At 66.1% G+C, this 15758-nt stretch carries 15 protein-coding genes and 2 tRNA genes; 5 read left to right on the top strand and 12 right to left on the bottom strand.

The genetic code is table 11. The features are described 5' to 3' along the window. On the bottom strand, window positions 1-759 hold the full coding sequence (gene surE, locus RZE79_RS10675) for a 5'/3'-nucleotidase SurE (RefSeq protein ID WP_062479041.1): 759 nt from the start codon (window positions 757-759) through the stop codon (window positions 1-3). A gap of 128 nt (window positions 760-887) precedes the next feature. On the opposite strand from surE, the gene RZE79_RS10670 reads away from it, so the two are divergent. After that, the gene (locus RZE79_RS10670; RefSeq protein ID WP_095744683.1) at window positions 888-1874 is read left to right on the top strand and encodes an NADPH:quinone oxidoreductase family protein; all 987 of its coding nucleotides are present in this window, start codon (window positions 888-890) and stop codon (window positions 1872-1874) included. A gap of 97 nt (window positions 1875-1971) precedes the next feature. On the opposite strand, the gene RZE79_RS10665 is transcribed toward RZE79_RS10670, so the two are convergent. Next, the gene (locus RZE79_RS10665; protein WP_056583066.1) at window positions 1972-2319 is read right to left on the bottom strand and encodes an H-NS family nucleoid-associated regulatory protein; all 348 of its coding nucleotides are present in this window, start codon (window positions 2317-2319) and stop codon (window positions 1972-1974) included. 284 nt (window positions 2320-2603) lie between these two features. Next, window positions 2604-2679: transfer RNA gene (locus RZE79_RS10660), tRNA-His, on the bottom strand. A gap of 278 nt (window positions 2680-2957) precedes the next feature. On the opposite strand from RZE79_RS10660, the gene RZE79_RS10655 reads away from it, so the two are divergent. Both RZE79_RS10655 and RZE79_RS10650 read left to right on the top strand, forming a co-directional pair. Next, on the top strand, window positions 2958-3206 hold the full coding sequence (locus RZE79_RS10655) for a GlsB/YeaQ/YmgE family stress response membrane protein (RefSeq protein ID WP_153285089.1): 249 nt from the start codon (window positions 2958-2960) through the stop codon (window positions 3204-3206). A gap of 92 nt (window positions 3207-3298) precedes the next feature. Then, entirely contained in the window at window positions 3299-3631 is a 333-nt protein-coding gene (locus tag RZE79_RS10650; protein WP_319360393.1) for a hypothetical protein, read from the top strand. 6 nt (window positions 3632-3637) lie between these two features. Here RZE79_RS10650 and RZE79_RS10645 read toward each other — a convergent pair whose 3' ends face one another. The 6 genes from RZE79_RS10645 to RZE79_RS10620 all read right to left on the bottom strand — a co-directional run bounded on the left by RZE79_RS10645 (window position 3638) and on the right by RZE79_RS10620 (window position 9001). Beyond that, window positions 3638-4312 (bottom strand): histidine phosphatase family protein, encoded by a 675-nt coding sequence (locus RZE79_RS10645; protein ID WP_319360392.1) that lies wholly within the window; start codon window positions 4310-4312, stop codon window positions 3638-3640. 109 nt (window positions 4313-4421) lie between these two features. Beyond that, a complete protein-coding gene (locus RZE79_RS10640) occupies window positions 4422-6341 on the bottom strand; it encodes a SurA N-terminal domain-containing protein (protein ID WP_319360391.1) in 1920 nt (639 codons plus the stop codon). 76 nt (window positions 6342-6417) lie between these two features. Beyond that, window positions 6418-6493, bottom strand: a tRNA-Val gene (locus RZE79_RS10635). 29 nt (window positions 6494-6522) lie between these two features. Next, complete coding sequence (locus tag RZE79_RS10630; protein ID WP_099796196.1) at window positions 6523-6795, bottom strand: HU family DNA-binding protein; 273 nt, start codon at window positions 6793-6795, stop codon at window positions 6523-6525. 212 nt (window positions 6796-7007) lie between these two features. Beyond that, window positions 7008-8093, bottom strand: coding sequence for a tartrate dehydrogenase (locus RZE79_RS10625; protein ID WP_319360390.1), 1086 nt, complete (start codon window positions 8091-8093; stop codon window positions 7008-7010). After that, window positions 8090-9001 (bottom strand): alpha/beta hydrolase, encoded by a 912-nt coding sequence (locus tag RZE79_RS10620; protein ID WP_319360389.1) that lies wholly within the window; start codon window positions 8999-9001, stop codon window positions 8090-8092. The genes RZE79_RS10625 and RZE79_RS10620 overlap by 4 nt, the downstream gene beginning before the upstream one ends. Before the next feature lie 70 nt (window positions 9002-9071). Here RZE79_RS10620 and RZE79_RS10615 point away from each other — a divergent pair, with 70 nt between their 5' ends. After that, window positions 9072-10034, top strand: a complete 963-nt coding sequence (locus RZE79_RS10615; protein WP_319360388.1) for a LysR substrate-binding domain-containing protein — start codon at window positions 9072-9074, stop codon at window positions 10032-10034. A 20-nt stretch (window positions 10035-10054) separates the two neighbouring features. On the opposite strand, the gene RZE79_RS10610 is transcribed toward RZE79_RS10615, so the two are convergent. The 3 genes from RZE79_RS10610 to uvrC are packed head-to-tail and all read right to left on the bottom strand — an operon-like array spanning window position 10055 to window position 13536. Then, window positions 10055-10942 (bottom strand): DMT family transporter, encoded by an 888-nt coding sequence (locus RZE79_RS10610; protein ID WP_319360387.1) that lies wholly within the window; start codon window positions 10940-10942, stop codon window positions 10055-10057. Next, entirely contained in the window at window positions 10939-11505 is a 567-nt protein-coding gene (gene pgsA, locus RZE79_RS10605; protein WP_056583051.1) for a CDP-diacylglycerol--glycerol-3-phosphate 3-phosphatidyltransferase, read from the bottom strand. Before pgsA ends, RZE79_RS10610 begins: the two co-directional genes overlap by 4 nt. A 57-nt stretch (window positions 11506-11562) precedes the next feature. Then, complete coding sequence (gene uvrC / locus RZE79_RS10600; RefSeq protein WP_319360386.1) at window positions 11563-13536, bottom strand: excinuclease ABC subunit UvrC; 1974 nt, start codon at window positions 13534-13536, stop codon at window positions 11563-11565. A 159-nt stretch (window positions 13537-13695) separates the two neighbouring features. Here uvrC and ggt point away from each other — a divergent pair, with 159 nt between their 5' ends. Then, window positions 13696-15747: a gamma-glutamyltransferase gene (ggt, locus tag RZE79_RS10595; protein ID WP_319360385.1), complete on the top strand. Its 2052-nt coding sequence runs from the start codon at window positions 13696-13698 to the stop codon at window positions 15745-15747. Window positions 15748-15758: the final 11 nt, after the last annotated feature.

Below are 15758 nucleotides of genomic sequence, written 5' to 3'. Positions count from 1 at the left end.
TCAATTGCCGAGACGTGCAACCGTCTCGCGCCATTGGCCCAGGTTGGCGTGGTCCGTCAGGTCGATCTGCAACGGCGTCAGCGCGATGTGGCCGGCCGCGGTCGCGTGGAAGTCGGTGCCCTCCCCGCTGTCCTTGGCGCTGCCGGCGCCGGCGATCCAGTACATGGTTTCTCCGCGCGGACTGTCCTGCGTGATCACCTTTTCGGCGGCGTGGCGGCGTCCGAGGCGGCAGACCTTGACGGGCTTCAGCTCGTCGAACGGGCGGTTCGGCACGTTCACGTTGAGCAGGAAGGCAGGACCGCCGAGCATCTTTTCGCGTTCGATCTGCTGCACGAGCCGGCGCGCCACCTGGGCCGCCGCATCGACATGCGCCCAGCCTTTTTCGATCTGCGAGAACGCGATGGCCGGGATGCCGAACAGGTAGGCCTCCATCGCCGCGCCCACAGTGCCCGAATAGATGGTGTCGTCGCCCATGTTGGCGCCGTTGTTGATGCCCGAGACCACGAGGTCGGGCCGGTAATCGAGCAGGCCCTTGAGCGCGATGTGCACGCAATCGGCCGGCGTACCCGTCACGTAGCGGAAACCGTTGTGCGCCTTGTGCACATACAGCGGCGCGGCCAGCGTCAGTGCATTCGACTTGGCGCTGTTGTTGTGCTCGGGTGCCACGACCTCGACGTCGGCGATGTCCTTGAGCGCGTCGTGCAGCGCGACGATGCCCGGCGCCTGAAAGCCATCGTCATTGGAAATAAGTATCTTCATGGTGCTTCTGGGTGCAGCGGATTGTAGGTGCGGGGTGCGTCGCAGCAGGGACAACGCCGCACCACAGCGCCGCCTATCATCGCCCCGAATTCATTGCCCACACGACTCATTCGAAGGAGACCCCGAGCATGCACGCATGGCTTTGCGAAAACCCCACCGGCGTCGACGCGCTGACCTGGAAAGAACTGCCCACCCCCACGCCGGGCCCGGGCCAGGTGCTGATCGAAATCAAGGCAGCCAGCCTGAATTTCCCCGACCTGCTGATCGTGCAGAACAAGTACCAGATGAAGCCGCCGCTGCCCTTCGTTCCCGGATCGGAATATGCGGGCGTGATTCAGGCGGTGGGCGAAGGCGTGACGCACCTCAAGGTCGGCCAGAACGTGGCATGCCTCTCGGGCACCGGCGGCTTCGGCACCCACACGCTGGCACCCGCCGCGCTGTGCATGCCGCTGCCAGAAGGCTTCGGCCATGTGGATGCCGCCGCTTTCATCATGATTTACGCCACCTCGTGGCACGCGCTGATGGACCGCGCGCAGCTCAAGGCCGGTGAAACCGTGCTGGTGCTCGGCGCGGCCGGCGGCGTGGGCACCGCAGCCATCCAGATCGCCAAGGCGGCCGGCGCCAAGGTGATTGCCGCGGCATCGACCGACGAGAAGTGCGAACTCTGCCGCTCGATTGGCGCCGACGCGACGATCAATTACACGACGCACGCACTGCCCAATGGCTTCCGTGATGCCATCAAAGCCGCAACCGACGGCAAAGGCCCGGATGTGATTTACGACCCCGTGGGTGGCGATTTCGCAGAACCCGCATTCCGTTCGATTGGCTGGCGCGGTCGCTATTTGGTGGTCGGTTTTGCGTCGGGCCCGATCCCGTCCTTGCCATTGAATCTGACGCTGCTCAAAGGCGCATCGCTCGTGGGCGTGTTCTGGGGTGATTTCGCCAAGCGCGAACCCAAGGCCAATGCACAGATGATGGCCGAATTGGCCCAGTGGTATGGCCAAGGAAAAATCAAGCCAGTGATCGACAGCACGATGCCGATGGCCGAATTGAAGGCCGCCTATGCCCACATGGGATCGCGCGGCGTCAAGGGAAAACTGGTGATGGTGAACTGACCGGGCGAGCGCGCACCCGCATGCGCGTTTCCCAATAAAAAAGCCCGCCGAAGCGGGCTTTTTTATTGGGCGAATGTCCAACTGATTCTGCAGGCAATCACTTGATCTCGTAATCCGAGAGCGACTTGCCGGCTGCCAGGGCTTCCGTGACCCAACGCGGCTTGCGGCCACGGCCACCGGACCAGGTTTCGCCCGTCGGGCCGCGGTATTTGGCGGCGGCCTTGGCGGCTGCAGGACCTGCGCTGCGCTTGGTTGCCGCCGCACGGCCGCCACCCAGCTTCAGATCGGAAGCGGTCAAACCGTATTCCGCAATCTTCCTGCGCACTTCTTCGATCACGCCGGCCCGTTCCTGGTTACGCAGGTCTTCGGCCTGCTTGCGCAATTGGGCAATCTGCTCGTCGTGCTTCTGGATCTGGGAATTGATATCGGCGAGTGACGAAGCCATTGTTGGACTCCTGTTGTGAATTGAAAACGGCTGAATTCTAATTCAAACCGCTTTTGCCACAAGCGCCTTTTCAGCAGAAAAATGCAGACGCATTGGTTGAATGCAACAAGGCGCAACACGCACGCACCGTTTGGGGCACTTTCAAAATCGGGGGAGCAGGGGAAGAATGCGGCTTGCAACCCGGCGCTTGAAGCGATGGCGAAGCCAGAAATGACAACGCCGGGCAAACCCGGCGTTGGAATCCCTTGGGTGCTATTGAGAAATAGCGCAGGGACGGAATTTTTTGGGGTGGCTGATGGGACTCGAACCCACGACGACCAGAATCACAATCTGGGACTCTACCAACTGAGCTACAGCCACCGTAGAGCCTCTGATTGTAGCGTTAAAAATCGCGGCTTTCACTCTTGCGATCACCAAAGACGCCGAAATGCCACATCGACGTACAACCCGACGCCTTCAGAGGCCGCCTGCGATGGCCTGCCGCCACACAGGCGCCCTGCCCCGTGGGCATAACTTCGCGGTCGCCCGTCCGATGTACTTGGCCGACGTCGACGCGCGAATGGCTCCGCTATCATGAATGCGAGCGGCCCAGCCGGGCCCGGCTCCCGCCACTTTCACTTCATCAAAGGAACTTCTTCATGAGCATCGTCTGGACTATCCTGATCGGGTTCGTCGTGGGTCTCGTGGCGCGGGCCGTCAAGCCGGGCAACGATTCCGCCGGCTTCATCGTGACCACGCTGATCGGCATTGCAGGTTCGCTGGGCGTGACCTACCTCGGCCAGGCGATGGGCTGGTACACCGCCGGCCAGGGCGCCGGCTTCATCGCCTCCGTGCTGGGCGCGATCGTACTGCTGGTTCTCTACGGTCTCATCAAGCGCAAGAGCTGATGCCCGTGACGCCGTGCCGCGCCACGCGGCCGGCGGTTTCGGCTGACTGAACCCCCACACTTCTTCAGCCAGCCTCGCGAGGCTTCCCGCCGATGCCCCGCAAACCACGCGCCCGTCACCACGTCTATGTGGTCGAACTCGACGATCGCGTCTGGAACAACGGCCGCTTCCGGCGCGCCAACCCCGACTACCAACTCGGCAAGCCCTTCGTCTATGTCGGCATGACCGGCCTGGACCCCGACATCCGTTTCGACAAGCACAAGGCCGGCATCCAGGCCAACCGCTTCGTGCAGGAGTTCGGCCTGCGGCTGCTGCCTGTGCTCTACGAACACCACAACCCGATGCCGTATGACGATGCGCGGCTGATGGAGGTCGACCTGGGCATCGCCCTGCGCCGCGCCGGCTATGGCGTCTGGCAGGCCTGACGCGGTTCAGGAGTAGGTGACCCAGTCCTCGTACGCCGGGCCATCGAGGTGCGGCAAGGTGTTGTAGGTCACGAGCATGTGCCGCTTCGGCGTGAACGCGAACTCGGTCACCGAGCTGTTGCGGATGCGCAGGTTGAGTTCGATGGTCGTCTCGGCGCTGGTGCCCAGCACATGGCCGACCGCAGTGCTGATCGGCCCACCGCTCGACACCACCAGCACCTTCGCGCCGTGGTGCCGCTCGCGCACGTGGTCGAGCGCGGTGGTCACGCCGGCCAGGAAGTCGATGTAGCTCGGCATGCCGACCGGCGTCGTGCGCCCCTGCATCCATGCGCCGAGTCCGTCGCGCAGCAGACGGAAGTGATGGCGGTACATCTCAGGCGAATCGGGCTTCTCGAGCTTGCCCTGGTGCACCGTCGCGATGACAGCCTCGCTGTCGTACTCGTTGAGTCCCGGCCACGGCAGCACATCGTCGCGCGACAGCCCGAGCCCCTGCGCGATGCCCACCCAGGTCTGCTTGTGGCGCTTCAGCGTGCCGGTGATGACGGCATCGAAACGCATGCCGCGCTCGCGCCAGTATTCGCCCAGGCGCACGGCCTGCCGGTGTCCGAGTTCGCTCAGGTTGTCATAGTCGGCAGCACCGAAACTGGCCTGCCCGTGGCGCACGAGGTAAAGGGTTCCCATGCGCCGGATTCTGGCAAGAAGCGCGAACGGCGCTTGTCCCTCGTGCGACCAAAAAAAAGCCCGGGTCGTCGGACCCGGGCTTGTTGCGAGCAGCAGTTGCGCGTCTGTATCAGCGCGCTGCTGCAGCGGCCGGCAGCGTGTCCGCCGGCTTCGGCACGAGGATCTCGACCTTGAAGCGTTGCTTCAGCAGCTCGTAGTACGCAGCGGCTTCGGCGGCGGTCACCGACTGGGCGATCTGCATGCTTTCCTGCTGCGCCTGTTCGGCCGTCGGCGGCGTGCGCGGCACGACCTTGGTCACACGGACCACCGCGTAGCCTTGTGCGCCCAGATCCACACCGAGCAGCGCGGGCAGCTTGGCGCCGTCGGCGCGCAGCGCGGCGTCGATCACCGGCGTGGGCTGCGACTGTGCATCGATGCGCGACACCGTGACCGGCGCACCGAAGGTGGCGCCATCGGCCTTCACCTTCCAGGCAGCGAGCTTGGCTTCGCCCTCGGTCTTGGCCAGAGCAGCGGCGCGTTCGGTGATGAGCTGTGCGCGGATCTTGTCCTTCACCTCGGCCAGCGGAATCGGATGCGCGGCCGTGTACTGCGTCACGCGGCCCGACGCGAGCTGGTTCGGACCGACTTCGATCGCTTCGGTGTTCTGCTTGCGCTCGAGCGAGTCGGAGGCATACAGCGCTTGCAGGAAGTTGCGGCTGGCGAGCGGGCCGGTGGCGCCCGGTGCGGGCGTGCGCGGCACGTTGGTCGCGGTTTGGATCGTGAGCTTCAGCTTCTCGGCGGCCGGCTTGAGGCTCTCGGGTTGCTGGTAGACGGTGTCCGTGAAAATTTCCGCAGCCTTTGCGAATTCTTGCGTGGCCTGTTGGGCACGCACGTCGTTCTCGATGGTCGCGCGCACCTTCTCGAAAGGCGGCACCACGGCCGGCTTGATGTCGGTCAGCTGGATGATGTGGTAACCGAACTCGGTCTCGACGAGGTCGCTGATGTCGCCCTTCTTGAGCGCGAACATCGCGTCTTCGAACGGCTTGACCATCGCGCCGCGCGTGACGAAGTCGAGGTCGCCGCCCTTCTCGGCCGAGCCGGGGTCTTGCGAGTTCTTACGTGCCACGTCGGCGAAGGTGGCGGGTGCCTTCTTCACGTCGGCCAGCAGCTGCTCGGCCTTGGCCTTCGCCTTGGCACGGTCGCCGCTGGACATGCTGGCCGGCGCGGTGATCAGGATGTGGCTCGCACGGCGCTCTTCCTTGGTGCCGAAGCGCGCGGTGTTCTGTTCGTAGTAGGTCTTGAGGTCGGCTTCGTTCGCGACGATGTTCTTCTTCGCGGCTTCGAGGTCGAGCACGAGGTACTCGATGCTGGCCTGCTCCGGCGCCTGGAACTGCGCCGTGTGGTCCTTGTAGTAGGTCTCGATGTCGGCATCGCTGACCGTGACCTTCGACGCGAAGCTCTCGGGTGCGAAGCGCGCGACCTGGATTTCACGGCGATCGTAGAACGCATTCACGGTGGCCGCGGTCAGTGCCGGCGGCGCGAAGCTCGTGCCGGTCACGCCCAGCAGCACCTGCTGCGAGGCCATCTCGGCGCGCACCGAGGCTTCGTACTGCTCGGGCGTGCGGCCGGTGGCGCGAAGGAAGGCTTCACGATCGAACTTGCCGTCGGCCGTACGGAACGCGACCAGGCCGGCGTCCTGCGCGAACATGCGCGAGAGGCGGTCTTCGGACACCGACACGTTGGCCTTCGTCGCCGCGGTGGCCAGCACGCGATCGCGCACCATGCGTTCCAGCGTCTGGTAGCGCAGTGCGTCGGAGTCGAGCAGCGTCGGGTCGACGTTGGGCGACTGCTGGCGGATGCGGTCAGTCTCGACGCGGTGCTGCTGGTCCCACTCGGGCTTCGTGATGTCGTGGCCCTGGATACGGGCCACCTTCTCGTCGCCGCCGAGTCCCTGGTAACGCTCGACGCCGAAGAAGACGAACGAGGGAATGATCAGCAAGAACAAGAAAATCATCACGATCTTGTTGTACTTGCGGAAGGTATCAAACATGCTTGAACACTCTTTTTCGACGGGCGCCGGAAGGCAATAAAAAAGGCGAACCGGTGTTCGCCTTTGCATCGGGTGGTGGTGGGTGCTGAGGGGCTCGAACCCCCGACCTACGCCTTGTAAGGGCGCCGCTCTACCAACTGAGCTAAGCACCCCACCTGAAATACTCTCCGAGTCTACAGCCTCAGTTCAGCGCGTCTTTGAGCGCCTTGCCGGGACGGAACTTCGGGATCTTGGCTGCCTTGATTTTAATCGCCTCGCCGGTGCGGGGATTCCGGCCGGTGCGGGCTGCGCGTTTACCGACTGCGAAAGTGCCGAAACCGACGAGCGACACGGAGCCGCCCTTCTTGAGCGTGGTACGAATGGCGCCAATGGTGGATTCGAGCGCACGGGTCGCTGCGGCTTTGGAAATATCGGCGTTCTTTGCGATGTGCTCAATCAGTTCGGTCTTGTTCACAAGGGCCCCTTGTCGAAGAAATAAAGTTGGTCGGCTTTCGTCAGCTGCGACCTGGCCGCGACGGTTGCGACTCAAGAACATGGCAGGCCTGACGCCTCGGCAGCGCACTGCCAGCGAGGATTACAACCACTGGTCTGCAGGGTGTCAATAAGACACAAGGCTCTGCAGCCCAGCGGAGCGCGCGATTTTAGGGGCGTTTCGCGACGTACTTTTCAAAGGGCCTCGGCAATTGCCTTTCCGAGGTCGCTGGTGCTCGCCCGACCACCGATGTCGGGGGTGCGCGGTGCGCCGCTTTGGGGCGCGAGCACCTTCTCGACGGTCGCCAGGATCGCGTCGTGCGCGTCCTTGTGGCCGAGGAACTCCAGCATCATCGCGCCGCACCAGATCTGGCCGATCGGGTTGGCGATGCCCTGCCCGGCGATGTCGGGCGCCGAGCCGTGCACCGGCTCGAACAGCGAGGGCGTGGTGCGCTCGGGGTTGAGGTTGGCGCTGGGCGCAATGCCGATGGTGCCGGTGCAGGCCGGGCCCAGGTCGGACAGGATGTCGCCGAACAGGTTGCTCGCCACCACCACGTCGAAGAAGTCTGGCCGCTGCACGAAGTGCGCCGTGAGGATGTCGATGTGGAACTTGTCGAGCGTGATGCCCGGATAGCCCTTGGCCATTTCCACCACGCGCTCGTCCCAGTACGGCATGGTGATCGAGATGCCGTTCGACTTGGTGGCGCTCGTCAGGTGCTTCTTGGGCCGCGACTGCGCCAGCTCGAACGCAAACTTCAGCACGCGGTCGACGCCGATGCGCGACATCACGGTTTCCTGCACCACGATCTCGCGCGGCGTGCCCTGGTACATGCGCCCGCCGATGCTCGAGTATTCGCCCTCGGTGTTCTCGCGCACGATGTACATGTCGATCTCGCCGGGCGCGCGCGGCGTGCCGTCGCGGCGCACCACGGGCGCGACGATGCCGGGCATCAGGCGCGCGGGGCGCAGGTTGATGTACTGGTCGAACTCGCGCCGGAACATCAGCAGCGAGCCCCACAGCGACACGTGGTCGGGAATCTTCTCGGGCCAGCCGACCGCGCCGAAGAAGATGGCGTCGTGGCCGCCGATCTGGTCTTTCCAGTTGTCGGGCAGCATCTGGCCGTGCTTCTCGCAGTAGTCCCAGCTCGAGAAATCGAAGTGGTCGAACTTCAGGTCGATCCCGAATTTGCGCGCTGCCGCATCGAGCACGCGCAGCCCCTCGGGCATGACTTCCTTGCCGATGCCGTCGCCGGCGATGACTGCGATTCTGTGGGTGCTCATGGATTGGCTCCTGGATGTTCAGGGGAAACGAAAAAATCAAGCGCCTCGGCCAGCACGGCGTCGGGGGCTTCTTCGGGGATGTAGTGGCCGCAAGGCAATGCGCGGCCCGACACCTCGTCAGCGCGCTCGCGCCACAGCGAGAGCACATCGAACGCGCGCCCCACCGCGCCGTGTTCGCCCCACAGCACACGCAGCGGCTGCGCAAGGCGACGGCCGGCGGCGATGTCGGCGCGGTCGTGCACGAGGTCGATGGTGGCGGAGGCGCGGTAGTCCTCGCAGATGGCTTCGGCGGTTCCGGCAATGGCGATGCAGCGCTCGTACTCGGCCAGCACCTCAGGCGCGAACGGCGCGAGCCCCGCGTGCCGCCCGCCCATCACGCTGCGCACGTAGCGCACAGGGTCGGAGGCGATCAGCGCCTCGGGCAGCGGCGGCGGCTGGATCAGGAAGAACCAGTGCCAGTAGGCCTTGGCAAACGCTTCGGAGGTGCCTTCGTACATCGCCAGCGTCGGTGCGATGTCGAGCAGCAGCATGCGCTCGACCGCGCCCGGATGGTCGGCCGCGAGCCGGTGCGCCACGCGCGCGCCGCGGTCATGCGCAAGCACGGCGAAGCGTTCGAAGCCATGGTGATGCATGGCGGCCAGCGCATCGCGCGCCATCTCGCGCTTGCTGTAGACCGCGTGCTCGGCGTCGGCCGCCGGGCGGCCCGAGTCGCCGTAGCCGCGCAGGTCCACGGCGATCACCGTAAAGCGCTCGGCCAGCGCGGGTGCCACGCGGTGCCAGATTGCATGCGTCTGCGGATGGCCGTGCAACAGCAGCAAGGGCGCGCCCTGCCCACCGATGCGACCGTGGATGCGCACGCCATCGCGGGCGATGTCGAAGCGGGGGAAGTCGAGGAAAGAGGCCGTCACGCCACGATTGTGCGTTGCACCCCGACGGCCATCAAGCAACAATCAGCCAATTCATACTTTCCGATTTGGCATGAATCCCCACGCGATGGAACGCGGCGATCTCGAACTGGTGCTGGCCATCCGCGACCAGGGCAGCCTGGCCGGCGCGGCTGCCACGCTCGACGTGGTGCCTTCGGTCATCACCAAGCGGCTCGGCGCGCTGGAGGCCCGGCTCGGACAGCGGCTGTTCGACCGCACGACACGGCGGCTCAGCGTCACGGCCGAGGGCGAAGCCGTGTGCCTGCATACGCGCACGCTGCTCGAAGGCTTTGCGGCGCTCGAAAGCGAACTCGGCGAGCGGCAGAACGCGCTCATCGGCACGGTCCGCCTCGCCGCCACCTTCGGCTTCGGCCGGCACTGGCTCGGCCCGGCGCTCGCGGACTTCCAGGCGCAGCATCCCGGCCTGCAGGTCGAGCTGCTGCTGACCGAGCAACTGCCCGACCTGGGCGCCGAAGGCTACGACGGCGCGGTCTGGCTGTGGGCGGTGCAGCAGCACCGCGCCGCCGACTGGACCACGCGCCGCATCGCACGCAACCAGCGCGTGCTGGCCGCTTCGCCCGACTACCTTGCGCGCCGCGGCACACCCGCCACGGTGGAGGCGCTGGCCACACACGACTGCCTGATCGCGCGCGAGAACGGCGACGCCGCGCAGTCGCGCCAGTTCGCGCTCTGGACGCTGCGCCATGCGCGCGACGGCAGCACGGCGCGCGTGCGGGTGCAGGGCCCGCTCACGAGCAATTCAGGAGAGATGGTGCGCGACTGGTGCCTCGCGGGCCACGGCGTCATGCTGCGCAGCCTCTGGGACATCGCGCCGCAACTCGCAAGTGGCGAACTCGTGCGCGTGCTGCCGCAGCACGGCATGCCCGACGCCGACATCCACTGGGTCGCGCCCTGGCGACCGAAGACGCCGCGTCGCGTGCGCCTGCTGGTCGATCACCTCGTCGAGCAGTTCCGATCGGAGCCCTGGAAGCCGGCCAAGCCAGGCGGTCGCTGAAAGAAGAAAAGAGAGCGCGGTCAGCGCTCTGCGCGCACCACGAGGCTCACACCGACCGCCGTCAGGCCGATGCCCAGTACCGTCGTCCAGGTGATCGGTTCGGCGAACAGCAGCCAGGCCATCAGCGCCGTGCACGGCGGCACGAGGTACAGCAGGCTGGTGACCGCCGTGGCCGTGCCGCGCTGAATCAACATATAGAGCAGCGAACTGCCGCCCAGCGACAGCGCCAGCACCGACCACGCCATCGCGCCGATCGAATGGGTGTTCCATTCGATGGCCTGCGCCTCAAGCGCGGCAAAAGGCAAGGTCACGAGCAGCGCGGCCGCCATCTGCACCGCGCTGGCGCTGCGCACGTCGCAGGGCGCGACAAAACGCTTCTGGTACAGCGTGCCCGCCGTGATCGACAGCAGCGCCATCACGGCCAGCCCCATCGTCAGCGCGTTGACCTCGGTGCCCTGCCCCAGCTTGCGAGATACCACGAGCACCAGCCCCGCGAAGCCCAGCGCAAGCCCGGCCCATTGCCGGCCCGAAATGCGCCCGCCGTTGAACGACAGCCAGACCGCCGTGAGCACCGGCTGGATGCCGACCAGCAGCGCGACGAGCCCCGCGCCCATGCCGGCATGCACCGCAGCCCAGACACCACCGAGATACCCGGCCTGCATCAGCACGCCCGTGACCGCCAGATGCCCCCATTGCGCGCGCCTGGTCGGCCACGCCACCCGCGCGAGCATGACCCAGAGGCCGAAGCAGGCGAGCGACAGCGCATAGCGCACGGCGAGAAACTTGAGGGGCGGCGCGTAGGGCATGCCATAGCGCGCCACGATGAAACCCGTGCTCCAGATCAGCACGAAGACCGCCGGCATCGCCCGCAGCCAGCCTGCGTTGCGGGCCGAGACGGCCGCGGTCATTTGGAGTGGGCCCGGATCTCGGGAATGGCCTTTTGCAGGTAATAGACCATCGACCAGACGGTGAGCACCGCCGAGATCCAGATCAGCCACTGGCCCCACAGGCCCGTGTCGATCACCTTGAAGAGATGCCCGTCATAGAGCAGGAAGGGAATCGCGACCATCTGCACGGTCGTCTTGACCTTGCCGATCATGTGGACCGCCACGCTCTTGCCGGCGCCGATGCGCGCCATCCATTCGCGCAACGCCGAGATGGCGATCTCGCGGCCGATGATGATGAGCGCCACGAACACGTCGGCGCGCTGCAGATGCACCAGCACCAGCAGCGCGGCGCACACCAGAAACTTGTCGGCCACCGGATCGAGAAAGGCGCCGAAGGACGAGGTCTGGTTGAGCTTGCGCGCCAGATAGCCGTCGAGCCAATCGGTGGCGGCGAACACGATGAACATCACCGTGGCGATCAGGTTGCGCATCGGCTCGCTGATCGGCAGGTAGAAAACGCCGACGATCAACGGTATCGCGACGATGCGCGTCCAGGTCATGATGGTCGGTAGGGTCCAGAACATGCGGGCGATTGTGTCATGCACACGTGAAGCGCCGGAAGGCCAGGGGCAATCCCGTCTTCAATGCAGTGCGCGATAGATTTCCTCGGCCAGGTCGGTGGCAATGCCTTCGACCGACGCGATGTCTTCCACGCTCGCCGCAGCCACGCCGCGGATGCCGCCGAAACGCTGCAGCAGCCGCGCCCGGCGCTTCGGCCCGATGCCCGGAATGTCTTCGAGCTGGCTGCCGCCCACGCGCACCTTGGCGCGCTTGGCCCGCATGCCGGTGATGGCGAAGCGGTGCGCCTCGTCGCGGATCTGTGCCACCAGCATCAGGGCCGCCGAATCCTTGCCAAGGTAGACCTTCTCGCGGCCGTCGGCGAACACCAGCTCTTCGAGCCCGACCTTGCGGCCCTCGCCCTTCTCGACGCCGACGATCAACGACAGCGGCAAGCCCAACTCGCTGAAGACCTCGCGCGCCATCGACACCTGGCCCTTGCCGCCGTCGACCAGCACCAGGTCGGGCATGCGCGCGGCCGGCGTCCTGGGTGGCGGCGCCTCGACGCCTTCGGCCCCTTCGCCTTCCGCGTCGCCCGGGGCGAGCGCCTCGGTCTCGGCGGCCATCGCCTCGGCCAGCTTGCCGTAGCGGCGGTGCAGCACCTGGCGCATGGCCGCGTAGTCGTCGCCGGGCGTGATGCCCTCGATGTTGTAGCGGCGGTACTCGCGGTTCTGCATCGTGTGCTGCGCGAACACCACGCACGACGCCTGCGTGGCCTCGCCCGCCGTGTGCGAGATGTCGAAGCATTCGACGCGGAAGTTGTCCAGGTCGTCCGACGCCAGCTCGAGCGCATCGGCCAGGGCGCGGGTGCGCGCCTGCTGCGAGCCTTCTTCGGCCAGCAGCCGCGCGAGTTGCAGGCCGGCATTCGTTTCGGCCATCTCGAGCCAGTGACGGCGTTGTTCGTGCGGCTGGAACACCGCCGTCACGCGTGCGCCGGCCTGCTGCGAAATGGCCTCGATAAGCGCCCGGCTCACCTGCCGGCCCAGCACCAGCGTGGCGGGCACCGGGATGTCGATGTAGTGCTGCGCGATGAAGGCCTCGAGCACCTGCACCTCGATCGGGTCGGCCGCCACCGGAGCGACGCCCTCTTCGGCATCGAGCTCGCCGTGGTGGATCTGCGCCGCGTCGTCCACGTGCACCGGAAAGTACGCGCGGTCGCCCAGGTGGCGTCCGCCGCGCACCATGGCGAGGTTGACGCAGGCCTTGCCGCCCTGCACCTTGACCGCGAGGATGTCCACGTCCTTGTCGGAAGCTACCTCGATCGACTGTTGATGCAGCACGCGCGAGATGGCCGACATCTGGTTGCGCAGTTCGGCCGCCTGCTCGAACTCGAGCTTCTCGGCGTGCGCCGTCATACGCTGCTCGAGCTTGGAGAGCACAAGTTGCGTGTCGCCCATGAGGAAGGCCTCGGCGCTGGCCACGTCCTGCGCGTAGGCCTCGGGCGAAATCAGCGCCACGCAGGGGCCGCTGCAGCGCTTGATCTGGTACAGCAGGCAGGGCCGCGTGCGGTTGGCGTACACCGTGTCCTCGCAGGTGCGCAGGCGGAACACCTTCTGCAGCAGCTGGATCGATTCCTTCACCGCCCATGCGCTCGGGTACGGCCCGAAGTAGCGGTGCTTCTTGTCGACCGCACCGCGGTAGTAGGCCAGCCGCGGAAACGCGTGCGAGGCGATCTTCAGGTAGGGGTAGCTCTTGTCGTCGCGAAACAGGATGTTGTAGCGCGGCTTGAGCGTCTTGATCAGGTTGTTCTCGAGCAGCAGCGCCTCGGCTTCGGAGCGCACCACGGTGGTCTCCATGCGCACGATCTTCGAGATCATGTGGCCGATGCGGGTGCCGCCGTGGCTCTTCTGGAAGTAGTTGGCCACCCGCTTCTTCAGGTTGCGCGCCTTGCCCACATACAGCACGGCGCCGGCCGCGTCGAAATAGCGGTAGACACCCGGCAACTGCGGCAGGGCCGCGACTTCGCTGAGCAATTGATCGGAATGCACGTCGGACATGGCGGCTATTGTGGCGCGCGCCGCGGGGTCCCGCAGCGAACCCGGTCACACCCGCACGCACGTGACACGGGCGGGAACGAAATGTGCTCATGATGAGCGCGGGCGCGAGGAGCGCCCGTTGTCATTCCTGTCTTTCAACAACAGCAAAGGGAAACTCCGATGAAGAAGAACTCCGTGCGCGCGTGGTGGGCCCTGACGCCCCTCGCGCTCTCCCTGGCCGTGGCCGGTTGCGGCGGCAACAGCAACAACAACGCACAGAACAACGCCGCACTGGTCGCGGCCATCGCCGCGATCAACGCGGCCAACCAACCCGGCCCCACGGCCCCGCCGGCCGCCGACAACGGCTGCCAGATTCCGAGCAGCGGCACCTCCGTGGTCGTCGGCTCGGGCGACCCGGGCGATCCGGCCGCGCCGGAACCGGCGTCGGGCTACGTGCCCGGCCACAAGCTGGTGTACGCCAAGAACTACATGGTGGTCGCGAACCACCCGCTGGCCACGCGCGCCGGCTGCGACGTGCTCAAGGCCGGCGGCAGCGCGGTCGATGCGGCGGTGGCGGTGCAGGCCGTGCTCGGCCTGGTCGAGCCGCAGTCGAGCGGGCTCGGTGGCGGCGCCTTCATGCTCCATTACGACGCGGCGACGAAGAAGGTGCAGGCGTATGACGGCCGCGAGACCGCGCCTGCGGCGGCGACCGAGAACTACCTGCGCTATGTGGACGATGCCACCGACACCAGCGCCCCCGTGCCCAGCGCGCGCTGGAGCGGCCGTTCCATCGGTACGCCCGGTGCCGTCCGCATGCTCGACATCGCTTATCAAGACCACGGCAAACTGCCCTGGAAGGACCTGTTCGGCTACGGCATCACGCTCGCGTCCGACGGCTTCCTGATCGGCGGACGCATGGCGACCGCCATCGCGGGCTCCGCGACACACCTGAAGCGCGACGCCGACGCCACGGCCTATTTCTTCAACGCCGACGGCACGCCGAAGGCGCTGGGCACCAAGCTCACCAACCCAGCCTATGCCAGGACGCTGAACGCCATCGCCACACAGGGCGCCAACGCTTTCTATACGGGCGACATCGCCAAGAGCATCGTCGACAAGATCGGTGTCACCACGGCGGCCAGCGACGGCTCGGCCATCACGCCCGGCAAGACCACGCTGGCCGACCTGGCCAGCTACAAGGCCAAGCGCCGCGATCCGGTATGCGGCACCTATCGCGACTACTACGTGTGCGGCATGTCGCCGCCTTCCTCGGGCGGCATTGCGGTGATGCAGACGCTCGGCATCCTCGAGACCTTCAATCTCGGCCTGCACAAGCCGACCGCCATCGACCTCGAAGGCGGCAAGCCGAGCGTGATGGGCGTGCATCTGGTGAGTGAGGCCGAACGCCTGGCGTACGCCGACCGCGAAAAGTACGTGGCCGACACCGACTTCGTCCCGCTGCCGTACGGCTCGATCGACTCCCTGATCAACAAGCCCTACCTGCAGGGCCGCGCCAGCCTCATCAGTCTGGCGAAGAGCATGGGCACCGCCCAGCCGGGCGATCTTGGCGACGTTCCGCTCGGCATCGACAAGACCGAAGAGCACGGCACGACGCACTTCACCATCGTCGACAAGCAAGGCAACGTGGTCGCGATGACCACCACGGTGGAAGGCGGCATGGGGTCGGCCCACATGACGCAGGGCTTCCTGCTGAACAACCAGCTGACCGATTTCTCGGACGAACCGTACGGCAGGCCCACGCAGACCTACAAGGTTGCCAACCGCGTCGCGCCGGGCAAGCGTCCGCGCAGCTCGATGGCGCCGACGCTGGTGTTCAGGAAGAACGCCGACGGCAGCATGGGCGAATTCCTGATGGGCACTGGTTCGCCAGGCGGCGGCACGATCATCCAGTACGTGGTGAAGACACTGGTTGGCGCGCTGGACTGGGGGCTGGATGCGCAACAGGCCACGTCGCTGGTCGACTTCGGGGCTCCCAACTCCGTGACCACCAACGTCGGCGGCGAGCACCCGAATGTCGACGAGACCAACTCGGGCCTCAACGACCCGCTGGTCGCCGGGCTGATCGGGCTGGGTCACAAGGTGTCTGTGACCCCGCAGTCCAGCGGCGTGAGCACAATCATTCGCACGAACGTCGGCGGCAAGCCCGTGCTGACCGGCGGCGCAGACCCGCGCCGCGAAGGCATCGTGCTGGGCGACAGCTTCACGCCCTGAACGACCAAGGG

It is taken from the genome of Variovorax sp. EBFNA2 (assembly GCF_033802765.1).
Taxonomy (GTDB): domain Bacteria; phylum Pseudomonadota; class Gammaproteobacteria; order Burkholderiales; family Burkholderiaceae_C; genus Variovorax; species Variovorax paradoxus_H.
This window is presented reverse-complemented; position numbering and strand designations above follow the sequence as displayed.

What these genes read in the sequence shown, in the direction of transcription:
- RZE79_RS10625 (WP_319360390.1), bottom strand. Translation starts at nt 8,093, where the DNA reads ATGAGCACCCACAGAATCGCAGTCATCGCCGGCGACGGCATCGGCAAG.
- ggt (WP_319360385.1), top strand. Translation starts at nt 13,696, where the DNA reads ATGAAGAAGAACTCCGTGCGCGCGTGGTGGGCCCTGACGCCCCTCGCG.
- uvrC (WP_319360386.1), bottom strand. Translation starts at nt 13,536, where the DNA reads ATGTCCGACGTGCATTCCGATCAATTGCTCAGCGAAGTCGCGGCCCTG.
- RZE79_RS10610 (WP_319360387.1), bottom strand. Translation starts at nt 10,942, where the DNA reads ATGACCGCGGCCGTCTCGGCCCGCAACGCAGGCTGGCTGCGGGCGATG.
- RZE79_RS10615 (WP_319360388.1), top strand. Translation starts at nt 9,072, where the DNA reads ATGAATCCCCACGCGATGGAACGCGGCGATCTCGAACTGGTGCTGGCC.
- RZE79_RS10665 (WP_056583066.1), bottom strand. Translation starts at nt 2,319, where the DNA reads ATGGCTTCGTCACTCGCCGATATCAATTCCCAGATCCAGAAGCACGAC.
- RZE79_RS10650 (WP_319360393.1), top strand. Translation starts at nt 3,299, where the DNA reads ATGCCCCGCAAACCACGCGCCCGTCACCACGTCTATGTGGTCGAACTC.
- RZE79_RS10640 (WP_319360391.1), bottom strand. Translation starts at nt 6,341, where the DNA reads ATGTTTGATACCTTCCGCAAGTACAACAAGATCGTGATGATTTTCTTG.
- pgsA (WP_056583051.1), bottom strand. Translation starts at nt 11,505, where the DNA reads ATGTTCTGGACCCTACCGACCATCATGACCTGGACGCGCATCGTCGCG.
- RZE79_RS10645 (WP_319360392.1), bottom strand. Translation starts at nt 4,312, where the DNA reads ATGGGAACCCTTTACCTCGTGCGCCACGGGCAGGCCAGTTTCGGTGCT.
- RZE79_RS10670 (WP_095744683.1), top strand. Translation starts at nt 888, where the DNA reads ATGCACGCATGGCTTTGCGAAAACCCCACCGGCGTCGACGCGCTGACC.
- surE (WP_062479041.1), bottom strand. Translation starts at nt 759, where the DNA reads ATGAAGATACTTATTTCCAATGACGATGGCTTTCAGGCGCCGGGCATC.
- RZE79_RS10655 (WP_153285089.1), top strand. Translation starts at nt 2,958, where the DNA reads ATGAGCATCGTCTGGACTATCCTGATCGGGTTCGTCGTGGGTCTCGTG.